This is a genomic window from Armatimonas sp., assembly GCF_043757465.1.
Lineage (GTDB): Bacteria > Armatimonadota > Armatimonadia > Armatimonadales > Armatimonadaceae > Armatimonas.
Genome location: NZ_JAYVPL010000038.1, coordinates 1 through 21,790, shown reverse-complemented (window position 1 = coordinate 21,790; position 21,790 = coordinate 1). Strand labels below are relative to the sequence as shown.

Annotated in this window: 21 protein-coding genes; 15 read left to right on the top strand and 6 right to left on the bottom strand. The window is 59.8% G+C overall.

Annotated features, from left to right (window positions below; genetic code table 11):
* Position 1: 1 nt before the first annotated feature.
* From odhB to ACH2ED_RS05010, 5 genes are all read left to right on the top strand, one after another.
* Positions 2-1,189 (top strand): 2-oxoglutarate dehydrogenase complex dihydrolipoyllysine-residue succinyltransferase, encoded by a 1,188-nt coding sequence (gene odhB, locus ACH2ED_RS05030; RefSeq protein WP_395089111.1) that lies wholly within the window; start codon positions 2-4, stop codon positions 1,187-1,189.
* A 10-nt stretch (positions 1,190-1,199) separates the two neighbouring features.
* A complete protein-coding gene (locus ACH2ED_RS05025) occupies positions 1,200-1,979 on the top strand; it encodes a hypothetical protein (RefSeq protein ID WP_395089110.1) in 780 nt (259 codons plus the stop codon).
* Positions 1,980-1,989: 10 nt separating this feature from the next.
* Positions 1,990-2,937 carry a BREX system ATP-binding domain-containing protein gene (locus tag ACH2ED_RS05020; protein ID WP_395089109.1) on the top strand — a complete coding sequence of 316 codons (948 nt, stop codon included), beginning with the start codon at positions 1,990-1,992 and terminating at the stop codon, positions 2,935-2,937.
* On the top strand, positions 2,934-4,202 hold the full coding sequence (locus ACH2ED_RS05015) for a BREX system ATP-binding domain-containing protein (protein ID WP_395089108.1): 1,269 nt from the start codon (positions 2,934-2,936) through the stop codon (positions 4,200-4,202). The genes ACH2ED_RS05020 and ACH2ED_RS05015 overlap by 4 nt, the downstream gene beginning before the upstream one ends.
* Before the next feature lie 263 nt (positions 4,203-4,465).
* The gene (locus ACH2ED_RS05010) at positions 4,466-4,885 is read left to right on the top strand and encodes a hypothetical protein (protein WP_395089107.1); all 420 of its coding nucleotides are present in this window, start codon (positions 4,466-4,468) and stop codon (positions 4,883-4,885) included.
* On the opposite strand, the gene ACH2ED_RS05005 is transcribed toward ACH2ED_RS05010, so the two are convergent.
* Both ACH2ED_RS05005 and ACH2ED_RS05000 read right to left on the bottom strand, forming a co-directional pair.
* Complete coding sequence (locus tag ACH2ED_RS05005) at positions 4,882-5,895, bottom strand: hypothetical protein (RefSeq protein WP_395089106.1); 1,014 nt, start codon at positions 5,893-5,895, stop codon at positions 4,882-4,884. The genes ACH2ED_RS05010 and ACH2ED_RS05005 overlap by 4 nt on opposite strands.
* A 10-nt stretch (positions 5,896-5,905) precedes the next feature.
* Positions 5,906-6,316 (bottom strand): hypothetical protein, encoded by a 411-nt coding sequence (locus ACH2ED_RS05000; RefSeq protein ID WP_395089105.1) that lies wholly within the window; start codon positions 6,314-6,316, stop codon positions 5,906-5,908.
* A gap of 89 nt (positions 6,317-6,405) precedes the next feature.
* Between ACH2ED_RS05000 and ACH2ED_RS04995 the strand changes: the two genes are divergently transcribed.
* The 4 genes from ACH2ED_RS04995 to ACH2ED_RS04980 all read left to right on the top strand — a co-directional run bounded on the left by ACH2ED_RS04995 (position 6,406) and on the right by ACH2ED_RS04980 (position 11,266).
* Entirely contained in the window at positions 6,406-7,068 is a 663-nt protein-coding gene (locus tag ACH2ED_RS04995) for an alpha/beta hydrolase family esterase (protein WP_395089104.1), read from the top strand.
* A gap of 75 nt (positions 7,069-7,143) precedes the next feature.
* Positions 7,144-8,811: a PQQ-binding-like beta-propeller repeat protein gene (locus tag ACH2ED_RS04990; RefSeq protein WP_395089119.1), complete on the top strand. Its 1,668-nt coding sequence runs from the start codon at positions 7,144-7,146 to the stop codon at positions 8,809-8,811.
* Positions 8,812-8,839: 28 nt separating this feature from the next.
* On the top strand, positions 8,840-10,021 hold the full coding sequence (locus ACH2ED_RS04985) for a protein kinase (RefSeq protein WP_395089103.1): 1,182 nt from the start codon (positions 8,840-8,842) through the stop codon (positions 10,019-10,021).
* Positions 10,022-10,042: 21 nt separating this feature from the next.
* Positions 10,043-11,266, top strand: coding sequence for a hypothetical protein (locus tag ACH2ED_RS04980; RefSeq protein ID WP_395089102.1), 1,224 nt, complete (start codon positions 10,043-10,045; stop codon positions 11,264-11,266).
* Here ACH2ED_RS04980 and ACH2ED_RS04975 read toward each other — a convergent pair.
* On the bottom strand, positions 11,247-12,398 hold the full coding sequence (locus ACH2ED_RS04975; protein ID WP_395089101.1) for a mandelate racemase/muconate lactonizing enzyme family protein: 1,152 nt from the start codon (positions 12,396-12,398) through the stop codon (positions 11,247-11,249). The two genes, ACH2ED_RS04980 and ACH2ED_RS04975, sit on opposite strands and share 20 nt — an antisense overlap.
* Before the next feature lie 136 nt (positions 12,399-12,534).
* Between ACH2ED_RS04975 and tnpA the strand changes: the two genes are divergently transcribed.
* From tnpA to ACH2ED_RS04955, 4 genes are read left to right on the top strand one after another with little or no spacing between them, the layout of a single operon-like run.
* Complete coding sequence (gene tnpA / locus ACH2ED_RS04970; protein WP_395089118.1) at positions 12,535-13,143, top strand: IS200/IS605 family transposase; 609 nt, start codon at positions 12,535-12,537, stop codon at positions 13,141-13,143.
* Positions 13,049-13,975, top strand: coding sequence for a hypothetical protein (locus ACH2ED_RS04965; protein WP_395089117.1), 927 nt, complete (start codon positions 13,049-13,051; stop codon positions 13,973-13,975). Before tnpA ends, ACH2ED_RS04965 begins: the two co-directional genes overlap by 95 nt.
* A gap of 4 nt (positions 13,976-13,979) precedes the next feature.
* The gene (locus ACH2ED_RS04960) at positions 13,980-14,639 is read left to right on the top strand and encodes a hypothetical protein (RefSeq protein ID WP_395089100.1); all 660 of its coding nucleotides are present in this window, start codon (positions 13,980-13,982) and stop codon (positions 14,637-14,639) included.
* A gap of 26 nt (positions 14,640-14,665) precedes the next feature.
* Positions 14,666-15,751 carry a phosphotransferase enzyme family protein gene (locus tag ACH2ED_RS04955; RefSeq protein ID WP_395089099.1) on the top strand — a complete coding sequence of 362 codons (1,086 nt, stop codon included), beginning with the start codon at positions 14,666-14,668 and terminating at the stop codon, positions 15,749-15,751.
* Between the two features lie 23 nt (positions 15,752-15,774).
* Here ACH2ED_RS04955 and ACH2ED_RS04950 read toward each other — a convergent pair whose 3' ends face one another.
* Complete coding sequence (locus ACH2ED_RS04950; protein WP_395089098.1) at positions 15,775-18,720, bottom strand: VIT domain-containing protein; 2,946 nt, start codon at positions 18,718-18,720, stop codon at positions 15,775-15,777.
* Positions 18,721-18,815: 95 nt separating this feature from the next.
* On the opposite strand from ACH2ED_RS04950, the gene ACH2ED_RS04945 reads away from it, so the two are divergent.
* Both ACH2ED_RS04945 and ACH2ED_RS04940 read left to right on the top strand, forming a co-directional pair.
* Positions 18,816-19,343 (top strand): NUDIX domain-containing protein, encoded by a 528-nt coding sequence (locus ACH2ED_RS04945; RefSeq protein WP_395089097.1) that lies wholly within the window; start codon positions 18,816-18,818, stop codon positions 19,341-19,343.
* A gap of 1 nt (position 19,344) precedes the next feature.
* Positions 19,345-19,710, top strand: a complete 366-nt coding sequence (locus ACH2ED_RS04940) for an RNA-binding S4 domain-containing protein (RefSeq protein WP_395089096.1) — start codon at positions 19,345-19,347, stop codon at positions 19,708-19,710.
* 190 nt (positions 19,711-19,900) lie between these two features.
* Here the strand turns inward: ACH2ED_RS04940 and ACH2ED_RS04935 are convergent, their stop codons facing one another.
* Together ACH2ED_RS04935 and ACH2ED_RS04930 are read right to left on the bottom strand one after the other, a co-directional pair.
* Entirely contained in the window at positions 19,901-20,485 is a 585-nt protein-coding gene (locus ACH2ED_RS04935; protein ID WP_395089095.1) for an HAD family hydrolase, read from the bottom strand.
* A 44-nt stretch (positions 20,486-20,529) separates the two neighbouring features.
* Complete coding sequence (locus tag ACH2ED_RS04930) at positions 20,530-20,889, bottom strand: ComEA family DNA-binding protein (protein WP_395089094.1); 360 nt, start codon at positions 20,887-20,889, stop codon at positions 20,530-20,532.
* Positions 20,890-21,790: the final 901 nt, after the last annotated feature.

Sequence of the window (21,790 nt, the reverse complement as noted above, 5' to 3'; positions counted from 1 at the left end):
AATGCCGCTTGAGATAGTAGTTCCCCAGATGGGCGAGTCCATCGTCGAGGCGACGGTGGCGCAGTGGCTGAAGAAGCCCGGTGAGGCCGTAAAAGCACGTGAGGCACTGGTCGAGCTAGAGACCGATAAAGTCAATCAAGTGATCGAGGCCGATACCGATGGCGTACTCACCCAGATCCTGGCCGAAGTCGGAGCCACGGTCGCCGTGGGCCAGGCCATCGGTCTGATCGAGGCGGGTGCAGCGGCGTCAACCAGCCAACCCCCTAGCCCCCGTCCGACGGGGGAATCTGCCAAGGGGGAAAGTGCCGATGCGACGCCGGTTGCGGCGGCGATGGCAGCAGCGAACAATGTTCCGCTTGAGGGCGTCGCGGGCACCGGCCCGGCGGGCAAGATCGGTAAAGCCGATGTTGCAGCCAAACTCACCGCTCCTGCACCGCCGCCCGTTGTGGTTCTAGCTCCCCCGTCGGACGGGGGCGGGGGGGGCAGGCCCGTTGAGCGCATCCCCCTCTCGCGCAAGCGCAAGGCGATTGCAACAAACCTCAAGAACGCACAGAATACGGCGGCGATGCTCACGACGTTCAATGAAGTGGACATGAGCAAAGTCATGGAGCTTCGGGCGCGGCGCAAGGTGGACTTTGAGGGGCGCTTTGGCGTCGGGCTGGGTTTCATGAGTTTCTTCACCAAGGCCACCGTCGGGGCGCTTAAGCAGTTCCCCATGGTCAACGCCGAAATTGACGATGCACGCGGCGAGATTATCCTCAAGAAATACTACGATATTGGAATCGCAGTCGGGCTGGAAGACGGCTTAGTCGTACCGATTATCCGTGATGCCGACAAGTTAAGTTTTGCGGCGATTGAGAAGAAAATCAAGGAAGTGGCAAGCAAAGCCAAAGAGGGTAAGCTCGGCCTCTCCGATCTGACGGGCGGCTCGTTCTCCATTACCAATGGCGGCACGTTCGGCTCGATGCTCTCCACCCCTATCCTCAACTACCCGCAAGTTGGAATCCTAGGAATGCACAATATCATCAAGCGCCCCGTGGTAGTCGGTGATGAGATTGTGATCCGCCCGATTATGTATCTCGCACTCAGCTACGATCATCGCATTATTGATGGCAGCACCGCCGTCCGCTTCCTCGTCAAAGTCAAAGAGCTGATTGAGGATCCTGAGACGCTTCTTTTAGAGGGATAGAAAGAAAATTATGGCCTTAGCGGACTTATTAAACGCCCAGGAAAAGCCCATTCGTGAGTGGCTCGATGCGGCAAAAAAACACGTCGCGGCGGTGCAGAAGCTCCAGAAAGCCACCGAGGATGGCATTGTGCGCGACTTAGAGAGGTTGCGGCTGGCGGCGCAAGCCTCGGCGGAGACGCTGGCGGAGCGGGCGAGTGCTTGCCCGGAGTTCGACTTCGATGCAAACGCCTACCTCCAGAGCGACGGCGAGTTTCTGAGCGAGCTACGCGCTGAAGCAGAGCGTATTGGGCTGACGGTGCACGAGCGCGACGGGACAATCTTCTCCTACCCCGTTCTAGTGCGCCGCGAACCGGATTTGGCGGCAGTGCGCGTGGATAAAGTACTGCACTTTACACTGCGTCCCAGTGTTATTGCGGCGGCGCTGAAAAAAATCCAGGCACGCGAGGCTAAGGCACGTCCCGAGCGCTTTATCGAGACACTCTTCACGGCCTACGAGCTGCTGCGCGCTAAAGAAAATCTCGCGAGCTGGATTGATCTGCCGCTGTCACAAGTGTATGAGATTTTAACACTCCTGCCCGGCAGCGAGAAAGAGTACACGCTCCTGGACTTCACCCGCGATGTGTATTTCCTAGATACCAGCGGCATCACAGAGACAAAAAAAGGCTACGAGCTAAGCCTACCCGCCAGCACAGCGTCCCGCGAGCGCAAGGCCAAGCTCCTGCCGTTTGTGGACCGGCAAGGTCGCGAGAAGCTCTACGCCACAGTGAAATTCACCCCGCCGGGAGACTAGGGCTAAAAATATGGCTGTTGCACTGGACGAGTGGGTACGCTGCCTAGACAACGAGTACCTGGCGGAGTTTATCGCCGACGGTGGCTCCGCCGTCCGCTTGATTGTTGCCCCGAATGTGGATGCCGTAGACACCGCGCTGGCGACTCTTGCGGGCGTGGCGTTAGAGTGGGGCTACGGGCTGGCCTGGGTGGATGCCGGGCAGACAAAAGTCCAGCTCATCGAGCAGCTCTTTCATGCCATTGCTCGCCAGATTGACTGGGAGACGGGAGTCAAGCACTGGCTCCGGGGGCAACTGGAGAAAAGCGGCTATACGGTTCCCGAGTCTGGTGCGCTCGATGTGGACTCCCTGACGGTTTGCAACGATATCACCCGCGCAGAACTGCTCGCCGAGGCGCGCCGCTGGGTTGCCCACACAATCAGCAGCGACCATAGCCTCTACCGGGAGTTTCGCAATGCGATGGCGATGCTGGTTCTCGGTCAGCTCAACCCGCAGAGTGTCACTCCCTCCGATTCCGAAGTGGTTTACCAGTGGCTGCGTGGCGAAAAATGTTCCCTCTCCGTGCTCAAGCGCCTGCGGCTCTTTCAGCGTATCGGGCGGCACAACGGGCGGCTCATGCTGTCGTCTCTAGCAGCGTTTCTGCCAAAGCTCGGCCTCAAGGGACTCGTCGTTCTCCTCGACATCCGCCCCGTGGTCTCTGAGATTCCCGGTGGCCTGCGCTACACCCGCGCCGCGATCCAGGATTTCTACGAAGTGCTACGCCAGTGCATTGACAGCACGGATGAGCTGCGCCATTTCCTGCTGGTTGCCGCCGCCGGGCCAGGACTGATCGAGAACGAGCGACGCGGGCTAAACAGCTACACGGCGCTGAAGCTGCGCACTATCGAGGATGTTCGTGACAAAGACCGCAGCAACCCGCTGGGAATGCTGGTTCATCTGGAAGGAGTGCCCACCTCGTGAGCGAGATAATCCCTACCACTCTGGAGCCGCAGCTCTGTCGCCGCGCTTTAGAGGCACTTCGCGCAGGCGTCCCCAACCGCGATGCCGTTCGGCTTCTCACGCCGCTGCACAAGCGCACCAGTGAGGAGTTCGAGAAAGCCTTGCGCGGTATCGAGGAGGACAGTAAAGCGCGGGGAATGGTGATCACAGGCGGCTTTGGGAGCGGCAAGTCGCATCTCTTGGAGTACTTGCGCCATCTAGGGATCGAGAGTCACTTCGTCTGCTCCCGTGTCACGCTCTCCAAGGAGACGCCTCTCTCGGATCTCACCAAGGTGCTGCGGAGCGCCGTTGACAGTGCCACTTTGCCCGATAGAGTCGGCCCCGCGCTCGCCGAGCTCGCGGAGGGCTTTTCTGCTGATAAAGCGCCGGGCTGGGCGGAGTTTTTCCAGTGGGTGCACCGCACGCCCGAGCTGGATCCACGCTTTGGGGCGTCTCTCACCCTCTTTGAGCGGCTTGCCAGCAGCGACGAAGAACTCTCCGAAAAGCTCTTAGCGGAGTGGCAGGGTTACCCCATCAAGCTGAGTGAGTTCCGTGCCTCGCTGAAGTCGCTGGGCTCGGACGCGGACTACACCCTGGGTCGGCCTCAGAAAAATCAAGAGCTGCTACGCTTTGCCTTTCTCACGCGCTTCTTTAAGGCGCTGGGCTACACCGGCTGGGTGATCTTGCTGGACGAGGCTGAGCTCATCTCTCGCTACGGCCTGCGGGCGCGCGGGAAAGCCTACGCGCATCTCTCGCAGCTCTTAGGGCTCGCTGAGGACACCCGAATTCCAGGCTTACTCGTGGTCGCCGCCATCACGGATGACTACGCGGGTGAGGTGCTGCACCGGCGCGGGGATCGCCTCAAAGTGCCCGATAAGATGGAGCTAGCGGGCGATCTGCCCAGTAAGATCGAGGATGCCAAGCGCGGCATTGCGGCCATTGAGACAACCAACCTCAGCGTCCAAGTCCCGGGTCGCGAGCAAGTACGCCAGACTCACGACACGCTCCAGGCTGTCTACGCCGCCGCCTACGACTGGCAGCCACCGTCGCTGGCGGACACGCTGGAGTACGCGGGCAGCACACGCATGCGGCAGTATGTCCGCGCCTGGATCACGCTCTGGGACTTGCGGCGTCTCTACGGCTACGTGGGGGAAACCGTCACCGAAGCCGTCACGCTCAGCTACGACGAAGACAAAGACATCGAGAAAGTCGCCGACGACGACGATGGCCCCTTCGGCCCCGACTAAAGTTTGGGGTAAAGTTGAGCTTGCCGTGTCGGGCTGGAAGTTGGTGCGGAGGGTCTCCGGCGTTTCGCGCAGCGCGTGCCGAACGGGTCGAAACGAGACGTCATCGTCCCTACCCGGTGTCGGCTCCCATTTGACCTCGTCGCCACAGGGCGGCAGGCTGCAAAGTGTCTGTCGTCTCCGTGCCGAACACGGCAAGCTCACAAGTATAGTATCGCTTTCTCCACGCTTCGCAAGTCTCTCTGGTGCTGATACACTAAGCCCCTATGACAGATGAAGAGAAGCTCATTGAGAAGCTACGCAGGATCGAGGCGCTCTATGCTCGGCCTGGGACACTGGGCGAGCGCGAGGCCGCCGCCGGTGCCCGTGAGCGCATTTTAGCGCGGCTGAAAGAAGTCGAAAAAGTCGAGCCGACCGTGGAGTACAAGTTCACGATGTCGGATCGCTGGGCGCAGCAGCTCTTCATGGCCTTGCTCCGACGCTACAACCTCAAGCCCTACCGCTACCGTGGACAGAAACGCACCACGGTCATGGTCAAAGTCACCCGCTCGTTTGTTCAGGAAACCCTCTGGCCGGAGTTCGAGGCGCTGCACACCACCCTGGAGGAGCACCTTACCGAAGTCACCCAGCGCGTGGTCGCCGAGGCCCTTCATCCCGATACGTCGGATGCAGCGGAATCGGCTTAGTGAGCACTCCAGAGTTTCACCAGTGTTTCGATAGTGGCTGCGGCACCAGGAGGGGGAAGCCGCGAGACACTTCCTTTCGTAGGAATCCCCTCCAGCGGCCACTGGGCTCTGAGAAACGCTTCACTCTCTAAGCGCATGCCACCGTTCCAGGCTTGCAGGGCGGCATCGAGGACGGCGAACTCCGCGAAGCCCTCACGAGGGCCGTAGACGAGCGGTGTCCCCGCTGCCATACACTCGCCCACCAGGCCATAGCCCGCCTTGGAGATCACGCAGTCCACGCTCGCCACCAAGTCCTCATGGGGCATCGTCTCACGCGAAAGCACGATTAAGTTCCCGGGCCAGGGCCTCGGCGGCGGCGTGAGTGTGTAGAACGTCCAGCCCATAAAGCGCTCCAGGCTCTCCCACGGAAACGGCATCCCCCAGCTCCCCGCGTAGATCAGCGCACTTCGGCCAGAACAGAGCGTGTGCGAGCTTCCCACCCGCGCCACCAATCCCACGGACTCGCGGCTCGGGAAATACGGCATCGGGAGTGCGAGCCCCGCTTCCAGTAGCAGGGTTGCTTGTGCGTACTCCGCCTCGAGCTGTGCGACGATTCCCTCGAACCCTGCGTAATCCGCGTAGATATCGGCCCAGGTAAAGTTTGCAACGCATACCGACGGCAAGCCAAGTGTCAGGGGAAACGAGGCCACATCGGTGAGGACAAGCCGGGCATTAACGAAGCGTAGCCAGGCGATTTCGTCGGCGCGACACGCTTTGTTGCGCTGGTTCTGTTCCTCCCACGCGGCCCTCGTCGCCGCAATATCCACCGTCACAGAATCGGTCTGGAGGCAACCGACATCAAAGCTCTCGGGGATTAGGGTGAAGGGACGCTTCACTTCCGCACGCCAGAACCACTCAGGAGCCACCGTCTTTACAAAAAGCGGAATTTCCGGTGGCAAGTCCCGCAGAACCGTCACCTCCCGCGCCGAGTGCCCCAGCCCGTGCCCCGAGACGTACGCCACAACTGCCAAGGCGTACCGGCTACTTCTCGATCTCGATCGTGTCCCAGCGCTTGCCATCGAGGCTGCGAACCGTAACACTCTTCAGCCCTTCCAGCTTCTCCCAGCGGTGCGAGAGGAGCATGGACTTTACCGGCTTGAGCTTACCCACCTTCAGGTCAATTGCCTCCAGTGCTATTTCGGGCTTTGCAAATGCCGTGCGGAATGTCACCGTCGCCAGTACGGACTTGCCGCCCGCGAAGCGCACGTACCAGCCCGAGCGCTTGGTGCCGTACTCACGAAACGCCCCTTTTTCGCCAATACTCAGCGGCTTGCCAATCGCGGCATCCACCTGGCGAGGTTCCTTGCCCATCACTTGATGGATCGAGAAATCTTTGCACAGCGCTGGCAAAGCAATCACTGCCAGCCCAACTATTGCCAACATTTTCTTCATACCTGGATTGTACACCACGAAGTACCTCATGTTGGTAAACTATCCGGAAAACCAGTGAACTCCCAGATCCCGCCTGCGTCGGTAGCCGCATGAGAGAGACGCAAAAAGAGTGGAGTGTGAAGGGTGCCAAGCGCACCGCCGTTGTGGTGCTTCCGGCAAAGACCGAGGGAGCGCCGATTGTTTTCGGGTTCCACGGGCACGGGGGCAACGGACGCAATAGCGCAAACCGCTGGAACTTGCAGGCGCTCTGGCCTGAGGCGATCTTTGTCTATCCCAATGGCCTACCCACCAAGACTTCACGCGATCCCGAGGGCGGCAAGCCGGGCTGGCAGATGTTTGGCGGTGGCCTGCTCCCCAACCGGGATCTTGATTTCTTCAACGCGATGCTAGAGACAGCGCACAAAGAATGGAAGGTGGACGAGAAGCAGCTCTACTGCACCGGGCACTCCAACGGTGGCGGCTTTACCTACTACCTCTGGGGCCAGAAGCCCGAGCTTTTCGCCGCGCTGGGCGTGGTAGCGGGCGCGGGCGAGCGGCTGATTCGCAGTGCTAAACCCTGTCCATTGATGCACATCGGGGCCAAGAACGACCCAATTGTGAAGTGGGATCAGCAACAAGCGGCCATAGACGCGGCCAAGAAAATCAATGGCGACAAAGTGCCCGTTGAGGTGGTACTCCACGAAGGCGGCCACAGCTACCCCAGCAGCGCCCCGGAGAAGCTGATCGCGTTTTTCAAAAAGTATAAGCGGTAGAGCCAAGTTCTCCTGTTTCTCATCCAAAATCGGGGCCGAAGTGGAAAAATGTGCTAGAATGCGCAGGACTTGGCAGTGACTTCCAACGAAACAGATTTCCCGGCAGACCTGAGGACTTTGATCCTCTCCCCCACGGACTACCTTGCAGGTGGTGTTCGTAGCCTACGCTTTCACCTGACCAACAGCGACCCCCAGACTGCTCTGTATGTCAAGCTGTCGTCTGAGGCCGACTGGGTCAGCCTATCACCGCAGGAGGCCGCTCTGGGGCCTGGCGAGAAGCAGGCGGTGGCGGTAACGGTCAAAGTGGACACGGCGCGGGCGCAGCTTCAGGCGGGTGGCCCGCCCGCAACGCCCATCGCGCTCCTGAGCCAGCGCCTCGGAGGAGCAGGCTTGTCTCCCCTGCCCACGATGAGTGCGACAGTCTACGTGCGCCTCCCAGTGGCGATCTGCCCGTCGTGCGAAAAGACGCTAGATGCGGACCTCTCCGATGGTGCGACGATTCCCGCGTTCTGTCCGTTCTGTTTCGAGCGCCTGCGCCCCTGCCCGATCTGCTCAACGCCTAACACGTGGCGTGCTCGTCAGTGCATCGCGGATTCGTCGCACACCGTCCGTGGCCTGCTGGACTGGACTGTTCTTGGGGGCGGCCCAGGCCACTTTGGCCTACGCGACCCCGTGGATCTGGGAGTTGCGCCTCTGCGTGAGGGGGCGGGGTTTTCCCTGACCCGTCGCTGGTCGTTTCCGTCGGTGCCGCCCAGCCGCAGCGAGCAGACTCTCTACTGGAGCGCCCCAATCGCGGCCTACGGCATGGTCGCCGCCGCTGCCGCCACGTCCGAGGGGGATGCCCATATCTACGCCTTTCAGAGCGACACCGGCGCTCCGCTCTGGGACCCGTATCCTCTCGCCGACCCGGTCTATCCCGAGCGCGGCGGGGTAACCCTCAACGAGGGGAAGCTCTACGCCGCCACGGTCGAGGGCCTGCTGGTCTGCGCCGATGCGCTCCGTGGCACCCGCCTCTGGGAACGGACACTAGCGGGGAAGGTCTACGGCGCTCCGGTTCCCTCCACACCCGGCTCACCGCTCCTGGTTCCTCTGGTCACGGCGGAGGGAGGTGCACTGGCGCAGGTGGGTGTGGAGCTAGGGGATGGAATCTGCATGACGCCGCTGGAAGGCCCCGTTATGACCGCCCCGGCGTTCTTTGACGGACGGGTGCTGGTTCATGATGACAGCGGGGTACTGAGCTGTATCGAGCTGACTACCGGCAAGCTCCTCTGGCGCTCCAATGGACTGGGCAAGTTTCAGGCGTCCCCGATCGCCTACGATGGCCGTGTTTACTCCGCCACCGACACGGGAAAGGTTTTTGCGCACGAGATTCAGACAGGCAAGGAGCTCTGGCAGGTAGAAGTCACCAGCGTGGCGCTCTCGGGGACGCCCGCCTGCGACGGCAGCTTGCTCTATCTGCCGGGCGAGGATGGAGTGCACCTGGTCAGTGCCGCCCTGGGACGGGCTGTCCGTCGCTACCCTACCCGCCGCCCCGTGCGCTCCTCCCCCGTGGTGATTGCAGGCTCCCTCCTGTTTGGGGTCACAGATGGGGATATCTACGGCGCGGCACCGGGCCGCACCATGGAGCGTCTGTACGAGACCGGGACAATCAGCTCCCAGATTATCACCGCCCCCGCACTGGCCGATGGTGCATTATTTCTCACCTCCACCAACGGTGTTCTCTACAGTCTGGCCCTCAGCTAGCCGTATAATAGATCGCTAAAGTTTTATCATGGCCCAGAGCACAATCCTGAGTATGTTTGAGAGTCCCAGTACCGTAGACAGTCCCACCCCGGGCGGCACGGTCTGGCTTGCACGCGACCCCGTGATGCAGCGCCCCGTCTTGCTCAAGCGCCTTCCCACCAGTGCCAATCGCTCCCGCCTGACTGAGGCACTCACGCTGGATCATCCCGCCATTGCCCGTACACGTCGCTGGCTACTGGATGAGAACGAGCTCTACGTGGTGCGCGATGTGGCACGCGGAAAGAATCTTCGGCAGCGGCTGTCGGCCCAGGGAGGGCGACCTGACACGGAGACTCTGCGCAAGTTCCTACTGCCCGTTTTAGAGGCGCTTGAGTACGCCCACGGTCGCCAGCTTCCCCACGGCGGGCTCTCCTACGAGAATATCCTCATTGCCGATGATGGGGCCGTGATGCTCACCGACTTTGGTGCTACCGACCCCGCGGCATCGCACCACCGGGCACTCTACAATGGCTCGCTGACTGTCGAGAACGATATCCAGGCGATGGCGAAGCTCATCGCAGCGCTTCTGCCTACCACAGGCCCCTTCGCCACCCCCACCGTGCGCAGCCGTGTGGAGGGAGTGACGTTGCGTTGTGAGACTCTTGGTAGCCTCAGGGAGGTGTTGGCAAGCCTGGAGAAGCTCGCCACGGCTCCCCTGCCTCGCCCCACTTCCACGGCAGTCGCCACGGTCTCGTCCCAGACCCCCGGACAGCCTGGGATCCCTCCCCCCCTCTTTGGGAACCTTCCCACGAGCATCGCACCCGCTCTCACGGAGCAAAACGCCCCCGCCCCCACAAAAGGCGTCGCCAAGCTTGTCTGTAGCCAGCCCGACCGCCCCCTGGTGCCGCAGGGTGGCGGTGGCCTACTCGCCATCGAGGCCAAGAACGACGGCGACGCGACTCTGCTCATCCGTATGGTAGCCACCCAGCACGCCTGGCTCAATGTGCGTCCGACCAACCTCCCCCTTGTTCTGCCGCCGGGGGCCTCCGTCAAGATCGGCTTCGTGGTCTCTGCGGCACGCCTGGCGGGCGGCGAGTACCGTAGCGCCGTCTATCTCTCATCGAACGCCCCTGGCCCCAACGCCGAGGATTTGCGCACCGGCTGGTGGAAACACAGCTTCGAGGTGCGTATCATGGTCGGTGGTGGTGGCGGAAGCTGGAAGGGCTACTAAAACACCGCAAAGGAACTGACTATGCTTCTCTCTTTTACACCCCCGGCTCACATTTTTACTCCCCCGGCTCACACTGCTCCTGCTCCGTTCCAGAGTTTTTCCGGCGACTACACCGGCAAACAAGACGGGGGTACGATCAAGCTCTTGATCAAACAGGCCAGCGACGGCGTAGTGACCGGGACGTTTAACGATGGTTCCTCAAGCGCCACTCTGGCGGGTAAGATCAGCGACGACAGTAAAAAAATCACCGGGCAGTTTACCTATCAGGGCATCAATCTCCCCTTCGAGATCCGCCGCAAGGGCGGGCAGATCGAGTTCGTCATGAAACTGGGTAACGAAGAGGAGGTGATGACGCTCACTCGCAGTGGCGGAGCCGCGCCGGAAGAGCCTCCAACCAAGGTTCCAAAAACGGCGGCGGCGACGGGTAGTGGCTTTACGCACCCCGCGGGGCTCGCTCTCAACCTGCCCAAGGGCTGGAAAGTGCAGCAGAGCAGCGTCCTGACAACCCTACTCCCTCCCGGAGCCAGCAAAGCGGATGGCGATGAAATCTATCTTCTGCTGGTAGGTGATGCGAACGGTATTCAGAGCAAGAGCGACCCGCGCTTAGGGCAGTTTATGGAGCTGATCCTCAATGGGGCAAAGGGCACGGGTGGCCTGATTCTGGGGCCGGGTATCACGTTCCAGCGCACGGGCAGTGAAAAGGGCGACCTGACCTTCACGGGCTCCAACGGGCGTGGCAGCTCGGTGTACGTCCGCTGCATCTTCTCCGAGCCGCAAGGCCGAATCGCCGCCATTCTAGCTGTGGGCCTTAAGACAAAGATCACTGCCCGCGAAGCAGCTCTCCAGAGTTCAATGGCATCGGTGAAGGGCACCTCCCCGGAGCACGATAGCCGTCTTTTGGGAAGCTGGAAGGGAACGACACGAACCAATTCCAGAGACGCTCGTGATGCCGTGGGCCGTCTGAAAGCCTCCAGTGTGAGTGATAGCAGCACCACCTACCAGCTCACCGGCGAGGGCCGTTTTGTTGAGAGCCGCCACTCGCGCACGATTGCCCTCGGCCCCGGCGGCGTCTCTTTAGACAGTGGTGACACCGTGGAGCGCACGCAAGGGCAGTGGGCCGCCAGCAACGGGAAGATCGCCTTCAGTGACGACAATGGGCTCTACTTGTTGGGCACCTACCAGCTCCAGGGAGGGGCAGTGGTGATCCAAATAGGCGACCGCGTGATCACCCTAAGTCGCGGCTGATCGTCGCCCCCACTCGGTAGCGCTCGAGCGCCGTGCGATCCAGCTCAATCCCGAGGCCGGGCGCATCGGGGACAGCCGCGTGGCCGTTTTCCATCGTGACTCCCCCCCGTACCAAGTCATCCTCACGCACACGCTCGCCAAAAATATCCGACGGGATCGTGCAGGACTCCGCAGCGGCGCAGGCGTGCAGGTAGCTCGTCTCCAGAATTCCTAGGTCTACCTCGGAGCCATGCCAGACGGGCTTTCCTTCCCATTGCGCCACTTTACACAGCTCGACAAAGGCGAACATCGGGCCGTTGAAGTTGTAGCCATCGGCGCAGTTGGTGCGAATCGCAGGGAGAATATCTTCCACACGCTGCCCTTGATGCAGATACGGCAGCGAGATATGAATAAAAATAGGGATTCCTAGCTCCGCCTTCAGTGTCTGGAAGCCCGCGTAGTCCTGCCGCTCAATCGGATCCTCCAGACCATACATCACCGAGAGATCCACGCCGCGCATCAGTTCCAGCGTGTTTTTGACACTCCCCCAGCGCTGGTTGGGATCGAGCAAGACTTTCATCCCCTCGCCGCAGCGCTCTTTAATGGCCGCGCACCACTCCCGTGGCGAGTCGCTCTCGGCGATCTTGAACTTAAAGACACGATGCCCCTGCTCCATTGCCTCATGAGCCTTACGTGCCGCGTCGGCAGGGGTGCGTCGCGCCGTCCAGCCGAGGCACTCGATGGAGTCGCGCACTTTCCCCCCAAGTAGCTGATAGACCGGCACCCCCAGATACTTCCCTGCCAAGTCCAGCACCGCCGACTCGTAGGCATCGTAGAGCCGCCTGTTGGCAATAGGCAGATCCCGCCAGTTCAGCGCCAGCGGATCGGCTCCCAGAAGCACCGCGAGAGTTGGCTCCAGCTCGGCCTCGCTCACGGTTCGGTAGCTCTCCCCAATGCCAATCGCGCCCTCGCCCGTTTCGAGCTCGATAATCCACTTGGGCATGTGCACAAAATCAGACCAGTACCCCCCCAGCTTAAATTTCTGGAGAAACCCCGCGTCCTCATCGGCGATTCCAGGGGAGTTAAGGCTATCGGGCTTCGCGGGCACCACAACGGGCGTCGCACGCACACGGCGAATACATCGGTCGGACATGGGTGTTGGTTCAATATCGAGGGATAAATATCCTCTCGCTTAGGGCTTCGTTCGTTTCTCACTGCGCCGGGCACCCTCCGGGTGCGGAAAACTAATTTTCAGGGTTTTGTTAGATTTGGGGTTTGACGACCGTTTTATGGGTGTGAAACGCAGTAAGATTGTGATGCCTCTCCACTTGGTCTGGACAACCAAGAATCGAGAGGGTTGGATATCGGCAGAGATCGAGGAGCGCTTGTACCGTACCCTCTTCGCCAAGGCGGAAGAACTAAAAGCAAAAGTACTGGCAATTGGGGCAATGCCTGATCATATCCATATCGCCGTTCTTCTTCCCAGTACTATTACGGTAGCCGCTCTGGTCAAGCAACTCAAGGGTGCCTCACAAAACTTAGCATCGGAAGCTCTTCTGGGTAGAACTGTTTTCTGGCAAGAAGGCTACGGGGCTTTTGCTTTCCAGATCAATGCCCGCCATCGGGTTAATTGCACCCGGAGGGTGCCCGGCGCAGAGAGGAACGAACGAAGCCCTAAGCGAGAGCAACTTGTTGCCTCGAACACAAACCATTGCCTCGAACACAAACCAACAAGGATTCTTCCCCCTCGGCAACGAATAATCCCCCATGCAAAACATAACCCGACGGTATTTATTCGCGGCAGTGATCGCCGCCGCAGTGGCTCCCGTGTACGCACAGAAGCCCGTGACTCACAGACTGATCGCACAAGACAAAGGGCATGTCGTTATTCTCAATGAAAAAGGCGAGGTGGAGTGGGAGGTTGCTTGCGGCTTCAACTCGCACGATCTCTCAGTGCTGCCCAATGGCAACTTCTTGATTCATCTGGGCCCCGCGAAGATCGTCGAGATGACCAAGGACAAGCAAGTGGTCTGGGAGTGGCAGAGCAAGCCCGTCGCTCCCTACACAGGTCGCATCGAGATCCACGGGTTCCAACGTCTCAAAAACGGCCTGACCATGATCGCCGAGACGGGCAATAAGCGCATTATCGAGGTGGATAAAGACGGCAAGATCGTCAAGGAAGTCCCTCTCACCGTCGAAGCTCCGGACTCGCATCGAGACACCCGCCGTGTCCGCAAGCTAGACAATGGCAACTACCTCGTCGCACACGAGGGTATGGGCTGCGTCCGCGAGTACGATGGCAAGGGCAAGGTTGTCTGGGAGTACAAGATTGATCTTAATAACCAACCTGCCACGGGCGGCCACGATGGTCATGGAACCAGTGTTTTTAATGCCCTGCGCCTCAAGAACGGCAATACACTGATCGGCGGCGGCAACAACAACCGGGTCTTTGAAGTGAATAAAGCGGGGAAAGTGGTCTGGAGCATCGAGCGCGACGAGCTCAAGCGCCCTGATGGCCGCCCGATTCACCTGTGCTGGGTCACCACAGTGCAAGTGCTCCCCAATGGCAATGTTGCCTTTGGCAACACCCACTCCGGCCCGGAGAACCCGCAGATCATCGAAGTCACCCGTGACAAAAAAGTCGTCTGGATGCTGGATGACTGGAAGACCTTCGGCAACGATCTGTGCGCGTCGTGGTTCTTGGATATCAAGGGGAAAGTGATCCGGTAGTGAGGTGAAGCACTGGCCCCTCGGACTCCTCGCCGCACTTGCCGGACTGCTCCCGCTTGTCCTAAAAGAGCCGTTTGTGGGGTTCGTCGGGCCGGTGCTTCTGGCAGTCGTCAGTACCTGTGCGCTCTCCTCACTTCCGCGCTGTGAACGTCTGAAGTGGGGAGCAAGCCTCAGCAGCATTGCCACCTTGACTCTCTTTCTCACGATGCTGGTCTTCGGCGCGGGAGGCATGAGCCTCCTCACCCTCGTCTGGCTTCCCTGGTTTCTCTTGTTCTCGCTTCCCCTCGCCTTTATCGAGTGGCGCAAACACTCCTGGCGACGGAGCACTCTAGCGGCACTAGGGCTCCTTCCGCTTCTCTATCTTGGTTCCGCGCTCCTCACTTTTGACTTCCTACACCCCGAGCTCTGCTACGACCAGGAGACACCCGATAGGCAAAACCGACCTCCCGCAATTGGCCCACAGATTACCTGGACGGGCCGCCTGCTCTGTAAACCTGAAGGCCCCTGCTTCCTCTTTTTCTGCGACTACACGGGGCAAGAATGGATATGGTCTCTCTACCAACCCGTCCTCAGAATCTGGTTCGCACTACCAAACTGCCCCGCCTATGATGGGTTACATCGGCTGGTAAACGACCACGGCTCACGTGTGGTAAAATCCCCATGAGTTCGCAATAATTAAAGGCATTTACTTTGGAAGAACAGGCGGCGCTTCAGTTTCCGGTAGGCAATGAGATCATCGAGATCAAGCAGGACACCACCGGCAATATCAATAAAACCTATCTTGTCACCCTGACAGATAGCGAGCGGTTTATCCTTCAGCGGATCAACAAGAGGGTTTTCACCCAGCCCGAGCTGGTGATGCGCAACATCCGCCGGTTTTCGGAGCACGTCGCCCGTAAGCTTGCCGTTGCCCCGATTGATAAGGGCCGTCGCTGGGAGACACCGCAGGTTCTGGCCGCACGCGATGGCAAGGATTTCTGGATTGATGCCGAAGGCGAGTACTGGCGCGCCCTGAGCTTTATTCCCCGCTCCCGCTCCTACAACACTGCCCAGAATGAGGCGCATGCCTACGAGGTGGGCTTCGGGCTGGGTGCGTTTCACAACCTGATCAGCGACATGAAGGCCGATCAGCTCGCCGACACGCTGCCAGGCTTTCATATCGCACCCGGTTATCTGGCACACTTCGATAAAGTCGCCGCCAACCATAGTACGGAGATCACAGCCGAAGTGCGCCACGGACTGGCGTTTGTGGAAGCGCGACGCGGATTTATCAGCGTTTTAGAGGATGCCAAGGCGTCGGGCAAGCTCCCGCTGCGCCCGATTCATGGTGATCCAAAGATCAATAACGTGATGATGGACACTGTCACCGGACAAGCCATTAGTATTATTGACCTAGATACTGTCAAGCCCGGCCTAGTGCACTACGATATCGGCGATGGGCTGCGCTCGGCGTGTAATGCACTGGGCGAGGAGACCAAAGACTTCGACGCCGTGTGCTTCGAGCCAGAGCTTGCCAAGGCGATTCTGAGCGGCTACTTGGAGCAGGCCCACCACTTTCTCACCCCCGCCGACTACGAGCACCTCTTCGATGCGATTCGCTTAATTGCCTTCGAGCTGGGCCTGCGCTTCTTCACGGACCACCTCGCGGGCGATGTCTACTTCCTCGCGGATCACCGGGGCCACAATCTGGAGCGAGCACTGGTGCAGTTCGCACTGTGCCAGAGTATCGAGGCGCAAGAGAGCACGATCCGCAAGATCATCGCCGACGCGCTGTAGCCGCGTTGAGTCGCCCCGATGAACTACCGCCCTAGAGTCACGGCGCCAATCGTCACGGTTTCTTTGTTCTGCGTGAGGCGTAGCGTCAGATGCTGGCGCTTCTCATTGCCGCGCCCGAAGTTTGTGATTATCGTGGCCTGCACGGTCGTGCCGCCGGTGAGTTTCTGCTCGCCGCTGCCAAAGTAGTTGGTCTGAATTTTATAGACGCCCGGCACGGCACGGCGGATCATGTAGTCCTCGGGGCCGTAGCCACTCGTGAAGTCTTTGGAGAGCTTGCCGCCCACTTGGGTTAAGTTATGGCTGTAGAAGCACTCCTCGCCCGTGGGCTCGATCACGTGCAGATCCATGTCGGAGCTATCCGAGTCCCAGGTCATCACGATCCGCACGTCGCACGTGAGGTTCTGGATCAGGCGGCGGTCAAAGTTATGGCGTGCAGTCGGGTGCTTTGCCAGAATCGCATTGGCCTCGGTGAGCGCAATGACTTCGATGCCGTCGAAGCGCTCCCAGTGGCGCATCACAACGGTGTGCAGTAGCTCCAGCGCCCGCTCCGGCTGATTTAAGTCGGCGCACACCAGCGCAAGATCGCGGTAGCTCTGGGGCTCCTCGGGGCGCAGATACAGAATCTTCTCAAAGAGCGTGGCGGCAATTTGCTTTTCTCCAAGCTGTGCCAGTCGGTGCGCCAGCACGCGCAGTAGCGCCGCGTCCTCGATCTGCAAGTCCGCAAGAGACGTCAAGATGCGCAAGCCTTCGCTCTGACGACCAAGCTGGAGCAGCAGCTCCGCGCAGTCCAGATAGAACGCGGGCGTGTCGGCGTAGCTCTCGCGCTCTTTTAAGTACGCCGCGTAAGCGCCCGCTGGCCCGGCAGCCTTGAGCGTCTTCAGATACGGCGCATCCGGAGTCCACGCCTTGATCGCGATTCCCAGGCGCATCGCGTCTGGTTCCAGTGCAGTAGGTTTGTAGGTGCTGACAGGAGAATTCAGTTTATATAGCTCCGCCAAAGGATCGGAATTAGCCCGCCCCGATGCCGCCACAGCCGGTTGTGCGCCACGGAGCATTACTGCTCGGCCCTGATCCCGGTTCGTGCTGGCAGGTAGTTCCTGGCGGTGCTCTCCCGCAATACGAGGCACTGGGCGCATTTCGGAGGAGAAGCGCTCGCGTTTTTTCTCCGCGTCGCTCTTTTTGGCGAACTTGGGGAAGTCTTTCTTCCACCAGGTGGAGCGCTCATTCCACTGATTCAGCACGCTCTGGAGCTGTAGGTCGTCCTTGATCCGCTGGGTGTTCTTCTCCGTTTTCTCGCGGCCCAGCCAGGCATCGTAGAGCGCGGGGCGGGTGCGTGGCGGGGCGATATTGTGCTCGACGTACTGCTCTAGCGTTTCAAGGACGATCAGCGACGTGCCCGGCGTGACTAAATTAAAATCCCGGCCCAGGGCCAGCAGCGCCTCGTGGTTTTCGTCGGGCAGGAGCGCAAGGCGCTCGACCCGCTGGGCGGCCCACTGGCGGGCGATGAGGCCCTGGGCAGAGCTTCCCGTGCGCGAAACAGTGACGGTATGGCGTGCGATAACCTGTCCACCAGGCAGGCCATAGACAAGGGTCAACTTCGCTTCCTCGGTGAGCAGGCGGCCCGTGATGAGGCCGTCTTGCCACTGCAGATCGGCTGTCCCCTGCCCCTCCACACCAAGAAGCGCGACACTCGGGCGGCCCAAGGCATCGGGGTTCGTGCCGTCACTCAGAGCGCCCCCTGTCTGCTCGCAGAAGTAGCGCAGGAGGCCAAAGTTCGTTCCCGGCGCGGTGGCGATAGCATAGATCGGGGTCTGAGCCGCCACTTTTGGCAAGCCGTGCCCGAGGTTGGAGAAGCCATCGGTGAACCAGAGCCAGTAGTCGCGGCGTTGCAAGTTCAGTGCGCCAAGCGCCGTTCCACCGTCGAAGGGCTGTGCTTTAAGAAACGCGATGAGCTCACTGGCATTGCCACTCGTCACCCGAAACTTGCGCGGCTTCTCCGCCCGCTCACGCAGCACGACCACCTCAACCTCAAGAGTTTTCCCAGAAAGATGCTCGCTCAGCAGTGCCAGCTCCTTGCCGATCTCTGCCTTGCGGCGGCTCAGGCTCGCATCCCAGACAATTCCAATCTGGTGCGCGGCAACGCGCTCGATCTTGACAAGAGGCGGCGTGTCCGTGATACAGAAAAACCGCTCCGGACGCGGGCCACTCGCACGGGTGAAGCTCTCCGTCAGCACCGTCGGGCTGTCCGTGTGGGGAACCGTGATCGTCACGTCCTGCTCGGCACTATTTTCCAGTACGACCTCCGCTCTCAGGCGGTCGTCGAAGTGAGCCAGGGTAAAAGGGCGCTTGCCCACTAAGATGCTGGCCTTGGTCGCACCGAGCACGTCCACCGTGATCTTGCCCTCGGGGATCGGGCCACCAAAGCGAACCGGAATCGTGCGCTTGTCCGTGCTGTAGGTAATGCGCACGGTGCGGGTGCCGCCTGCCGGAAGCGGGTAGACACGGGTACGAAAAACATTGCCCTCCAGCCTCTCCAGGAGGCCGGGATCCACTCCCTTGCGCACCTCTTTCTCAAACACCACGCGTGCTTTTTCTTTTTCCACCGGCACGGCGTCTACCAGCTCGCCCTTCACATCCAGCGCAAACCCTGAAACCGCCGCGCCCTCCGGCAGAGGAAATGTCAGCTCGCCTTCCAGCACCCGCTTCGACGGGTTATGAAAAACCAGTGTCTGGGTAACTTGTGCCAGTGGCCCCGCGACCGTGATCTGAATGTCTGCATGCTCCAGCCGCACCGGCGCGTCTTTTTCCTCATCGCTCACGGTCAGTTGCAGCGACGGAAAATTTCGTTCCTGCGGCGTGGCAACGACACGGGGAGCGGAGTCTGTTTTCGGTGAGGCCGCCCGCAGAGGCGTACGGGGGGGACAGGCCACGAGGGCACAGAGGGACAGAGCAAGGGCAGTGAGTCGCATGATTTAATCTCCGGCTGTTTGGTGCATTCTAAGGGTAAAAAGGTTCACAAGCTATGATCTGAATCACAGAAAAAGTACGATAGGATGGATACACTATGAGTGAGTTTCTTCCCGCCCATCAGACAGTGCACTTCTGCCCGCACTGTGGTGCCCCCAGTGCACCGTCTTCGGAGCGCTACTTTGCGTGCGCCGCGTGTGGCTACCGCCTGCATTTTAACAACACGGTCGCTGTTGCTGTTCTCGCGGTCAACTCAAAAGGCGAGCTGCTCTTTATTCGCCGGGCACGCGATCCGGGTAAGAGCAAGCTGGCCTTGCCGGGGGGCTTTGTGGATGCGGGCGAGACGGCGGAGGACGCGACTCGCCGTGAGGTGATGGAGGAGCTGGGCGTGGAAGTGAGCGCTCTGCGTTTCCTGTGCACTGCTCCCAATGTCTACCCCTATCGTGGGATTATCTACACGGTCTGCGATCTCTTCTTTGTGGCGGAGCTGACGGAGCAGAGCTTCACCCTCGCGCCGCGTGAAGTGGAAAGCACGATCTGGTTGGCCCCCCAAGCCGTGGACTTAGACGAGATTGCGTTTCCCTCCATGCGGGCGGCACTGGCGCTCTACCGGGAAAATCTCTAGTATGGACGAAGGTTTTGAAGTTCGCGGGGAGTTTATCACCCTCGGTCAGCTCTTAAAAGTTCTGGGAATCGCGCTGACAGGCGGGGAAGCAAAGCTTCAGCTTGAGGAGGGCGAGTTCCAGGTCAACGCGGAGCCAGAGACACGGCGCGGGCGTAAGCTACGCCCCGGCGATACGGTAACGTTCCCCGACGGCAGCGCTCTAGCGCTTGCCCCACCAGCGGATGCCCAAGGCGGCGACGAGGCTCCCGGCGACACACATCACCAGCAAGGTGAGCAGGCTGCGGACAAGGCTAGCCAGGGGAGCCACCACCCCACGAACCACCAGATCTCCCGCCGTATTGTCCGGCGCAGGCGTCGCCCCGGGTAGCGGCTTGGGAGCCGGTGTGGGAGCCGGGAGGGGTACGGACTGCGCTTCAAGAAGCTGCTTGGCGGAGAAAAAGACCCAGACCACCATCCCAATCCCGATCAGGATCAGGACCAGTGCCAGAAGACGCGTGGCCAGATGATTTTCTTGAGGACTGTTTTGGGGGGGTAGTATCGCCATTGCTCCGGTAATTCTAGCCGATAAACTTCGTAATGTCCACGGCACGCATGCCAGCGCGCCGCGCCGCCTCAATCCCAGCGGGACCGTCCTCGTAGACGATACAGTTTTCGGGGGCGACTCCCAGGGTCTTTGCCGCCAGAAGCATGCCCTCGGGATCGGGCTTCCCCTTGGTCACTTCGCCCGAGCCTACCACAATTTCGAAGCACTCACGAATGCCCAGAATATCCAGGGTTTCGTCAACGAGTACCTTCATGCCCCCCGAGACAACTGCCATCGGGACAGTGCCATAGAAGCGCCGTAGCTCTGCCAGAACGGGCTCGATAGGCGTGAGCTGAGGAATCAGCTTCTGGTAGGTCATCTCTTTTTCATGGGTGAGATCTGCCAGCGCCAGCGTGACTCCGTGTTGCAGTGCGAGGCGCTCAAGAATCTCATAGGCCGGTGCGCCTGCCCAAGCGTAGAACTGCTCCTCGGTAAAGAGCGCTGGATGCCCCGCACGGTCTAGTGTCGCTCGCCACGCCTGATAATGCAGCGGCATCGTGTCCGCGAGGGTTCCGTCGCAGTCGAAGATCAGGCCCCCAGGCGTAAAAGGGAGCGGCATCGAAATCAAATGATCTAGCACGCTCCCATCGTATCACGCCGCTCTTAGTCCAGAGTAAGATGCGGCCGAAGCTGTGCCAGCTTCTTCTCCCCGATCCCCTTCACTTCCATAAGCTGCGAAAGCTCGGTGAACTTGCCCTGCTCGGTGCGGTACGTCACAATGCGCTCCGCAATGGCGGGCCCGATCCCAGGCAGGCTCTCTAGCTCTTTCGCACTCGCTTTGTTCAGCGAGACCGGAACAACAACAGCCTTCTCCGACTTTTTCGCTTCCGTCTTCTTTTTGGGCATCGCCGGGGCGGCCTTGAAAGTGGCGGGCTTGCTGGACTTCTCCTGCGCAAAGCTCGGGCAGGTCAGGCTCGTTAGAGCAGCGATGCAGATAACAATTTTCGTGAACGTCGTAAACATAGTTTTTGGTTTCCTCTTGGTTGCGGAAGTGTCTCCTCCGCTTCACCCCTATAACGGGTGGGAAACCTCGAATCTTATAAAATCACAAAATTATTTCTATAGCCTGGTTCCCATCTCACCAGAAGCCTGGGCAAAGCAAAACGCGAAGTGCCAACCTTATCTGAGCTGCCTACGGCTCCATTTTTTAGGTTCCCTACGGCGACTGCGATTCCTACGACGATTGCGGGTAAGGCTTTTCCTGCCTCGGCGACGTAGTGTTTTGCAGGGTTATCCTTCAACTACTGTGGTCTTCGGAAACCGGTCATATCACAAGGAACCGGACAGAATCCGCCATAGCAATTGGGGGTAAAGTAGCCCTCTTTCTGGACGCTTTGTTGCCAAGCCTGAAGCAAATCCTGCGTTTTGCATCTTCCCTTTCTTAGAGCCGCACTTGAGCGACGAATTGCATCGGGCGTGAGTCCCATATCTGCTAAGGCAGGAAAGACGGCTCTTCGGGATTCTAAAAATCTGCCTGAAACCATTGCCATCATAAGTTGGTAGATGCCTTTGTTGGTTCCCATGGGGACGCGAGCGAGCATTTTTTCTAAATGGCTGCAAATGCGCTGAGTGGCTTCTGTGTTGTAAACTGTCTGTGACATCGGGTTCCTTCGGGTGTGTTTTTGTTTTCCAACTCAACTGTACCCGAGAGCGGGCCCGATGTCATTTGGCTAAAAAGATGCCCGATTTTAGGATCTTACGCAAATTAGGTGAAAGAGGGGTGGGATGCAGTGGCGTTGCCGGAGGACAGAGACGGGTACTGTACAGCATGGCTCACACCTTTCTACCAGATCCAGAAGCAATTTCCCTGGAGGCTATCGAGATTGTACAAGGCATCGTCCTCTTTCACGTTCACACCACCGCA

Excerpts from the sequence above, each read along its gene's own strand:
- odhB (WP_395089111.1), top strand. The coding sequence starts at position 2 with ATGCCGCTTGAGATAGTAGTTCCCCAGATGGGCGAGTCCATCGTCGAG.
- ACH2ED_RS05025 (WP_395089110.1), top strand. The coding sequence starts at position 1,200 with ATGGCCTTAGCGGACTTATTAAACGCCCAGGAAAAGCCCATTCGTGAG.
- ACH2ED_RS05020 (WP_395089109.1), top strand. The coding sequence starts at position 1,990 with ATGGCTGTTGCACTGGACGAGTGGGTACGCTGCCTAGACAACGAGTAC.
- ACH2ED_RS05010 (WP_395089107.1), top strand. The coding sequence starts at position 4,466 with ATGACAGATGAAGAGAAGCTCATTGAGAAGCTACGCAGGATCGAGGCG.
- ACH2ED_RS05000 (WP_395089105.1), bottom strand. The coding sequence starts at position 6,316 with ATGAAGAAAATGTTGGCAATAGTTGGGCTGGCAGTGATTGCTTTGCCA.
- ACH2ED_RS04995 (WP_395089104.1), top strand. The coding sequence starts at position 6,406 with ATGAGAGAGACGCAAAAAGAGTGGAGTGTGAAGGGTGCCAAGCGCACC.
- ACH2ED_RS04985 (WP_395089103.1), top strand. The coding sequence starts at position 8,840 with ATGGCCCAGAGCACAATCCTGAGTATGTTTGAGAGTCCCAGTACCGTA.
- ACH2ED_RS04980 (WP_395089102.1), top strand. The coding sequence starts at position 10,043 with ATGCTTCTCTCTTTTACACCCCCGGCTCACATTTTTACTCCCCCGGCT.
- ACH2ED_RS04975 (WP_395089101.1), bottom strand. The coding sequence starts at position 12,398 with ATGTCCGACCGATGTATTCGCCGTGTGCGTGCGACGCCCGTTGTGGTG.
- tnpA (WP_395089118.1), top strand. The coding sequence starts at position 12,535 with ATGGGTGTGAAACGCAGTAAGATTGTGATGCCTCTCCACTTGGTCTGG.
- ACH2ED_RS04950 (WP_395089098.1), bottom strand. The coding sequence starts at position 18,720 with ATGCGACTCACTGCCCTTGCTCTGTCCCTCTGTGCCCTCGTGGCCTGT.
- ACH2ED_RS04945 (WP_395089097.1), top strand. The coding sequence starts at position 18,816 with ATGAGTGAGTTTCTTCCCGCCCATCAGACAGTGCACTTCTGCCCGCAC.
- ACH2ED_RS04940 (WP_395089096.1), top strand. The coding sequence starts at position 19,345 with ATGGACGAAGGTTTTGAAGTTCGCGGGGAGTTTATCACCCTCGGTCAG.
- ACH2ED_RS04935 (WP_395089095.1), bottom strand. The coding sequence starts at position 20,485 with ATGCCGCTCCCTTTTACGCCTGGGGGCCTGATCTTCGACTGCGACGGA.
- ACH2ED_RS04930 (WP_395089094.1), bottom strand. The coding sequence starts at position 20,889 with ATGTTTACGACGTTCACGAAAATTGTTATCTGCATCGCTGCTCTAACG.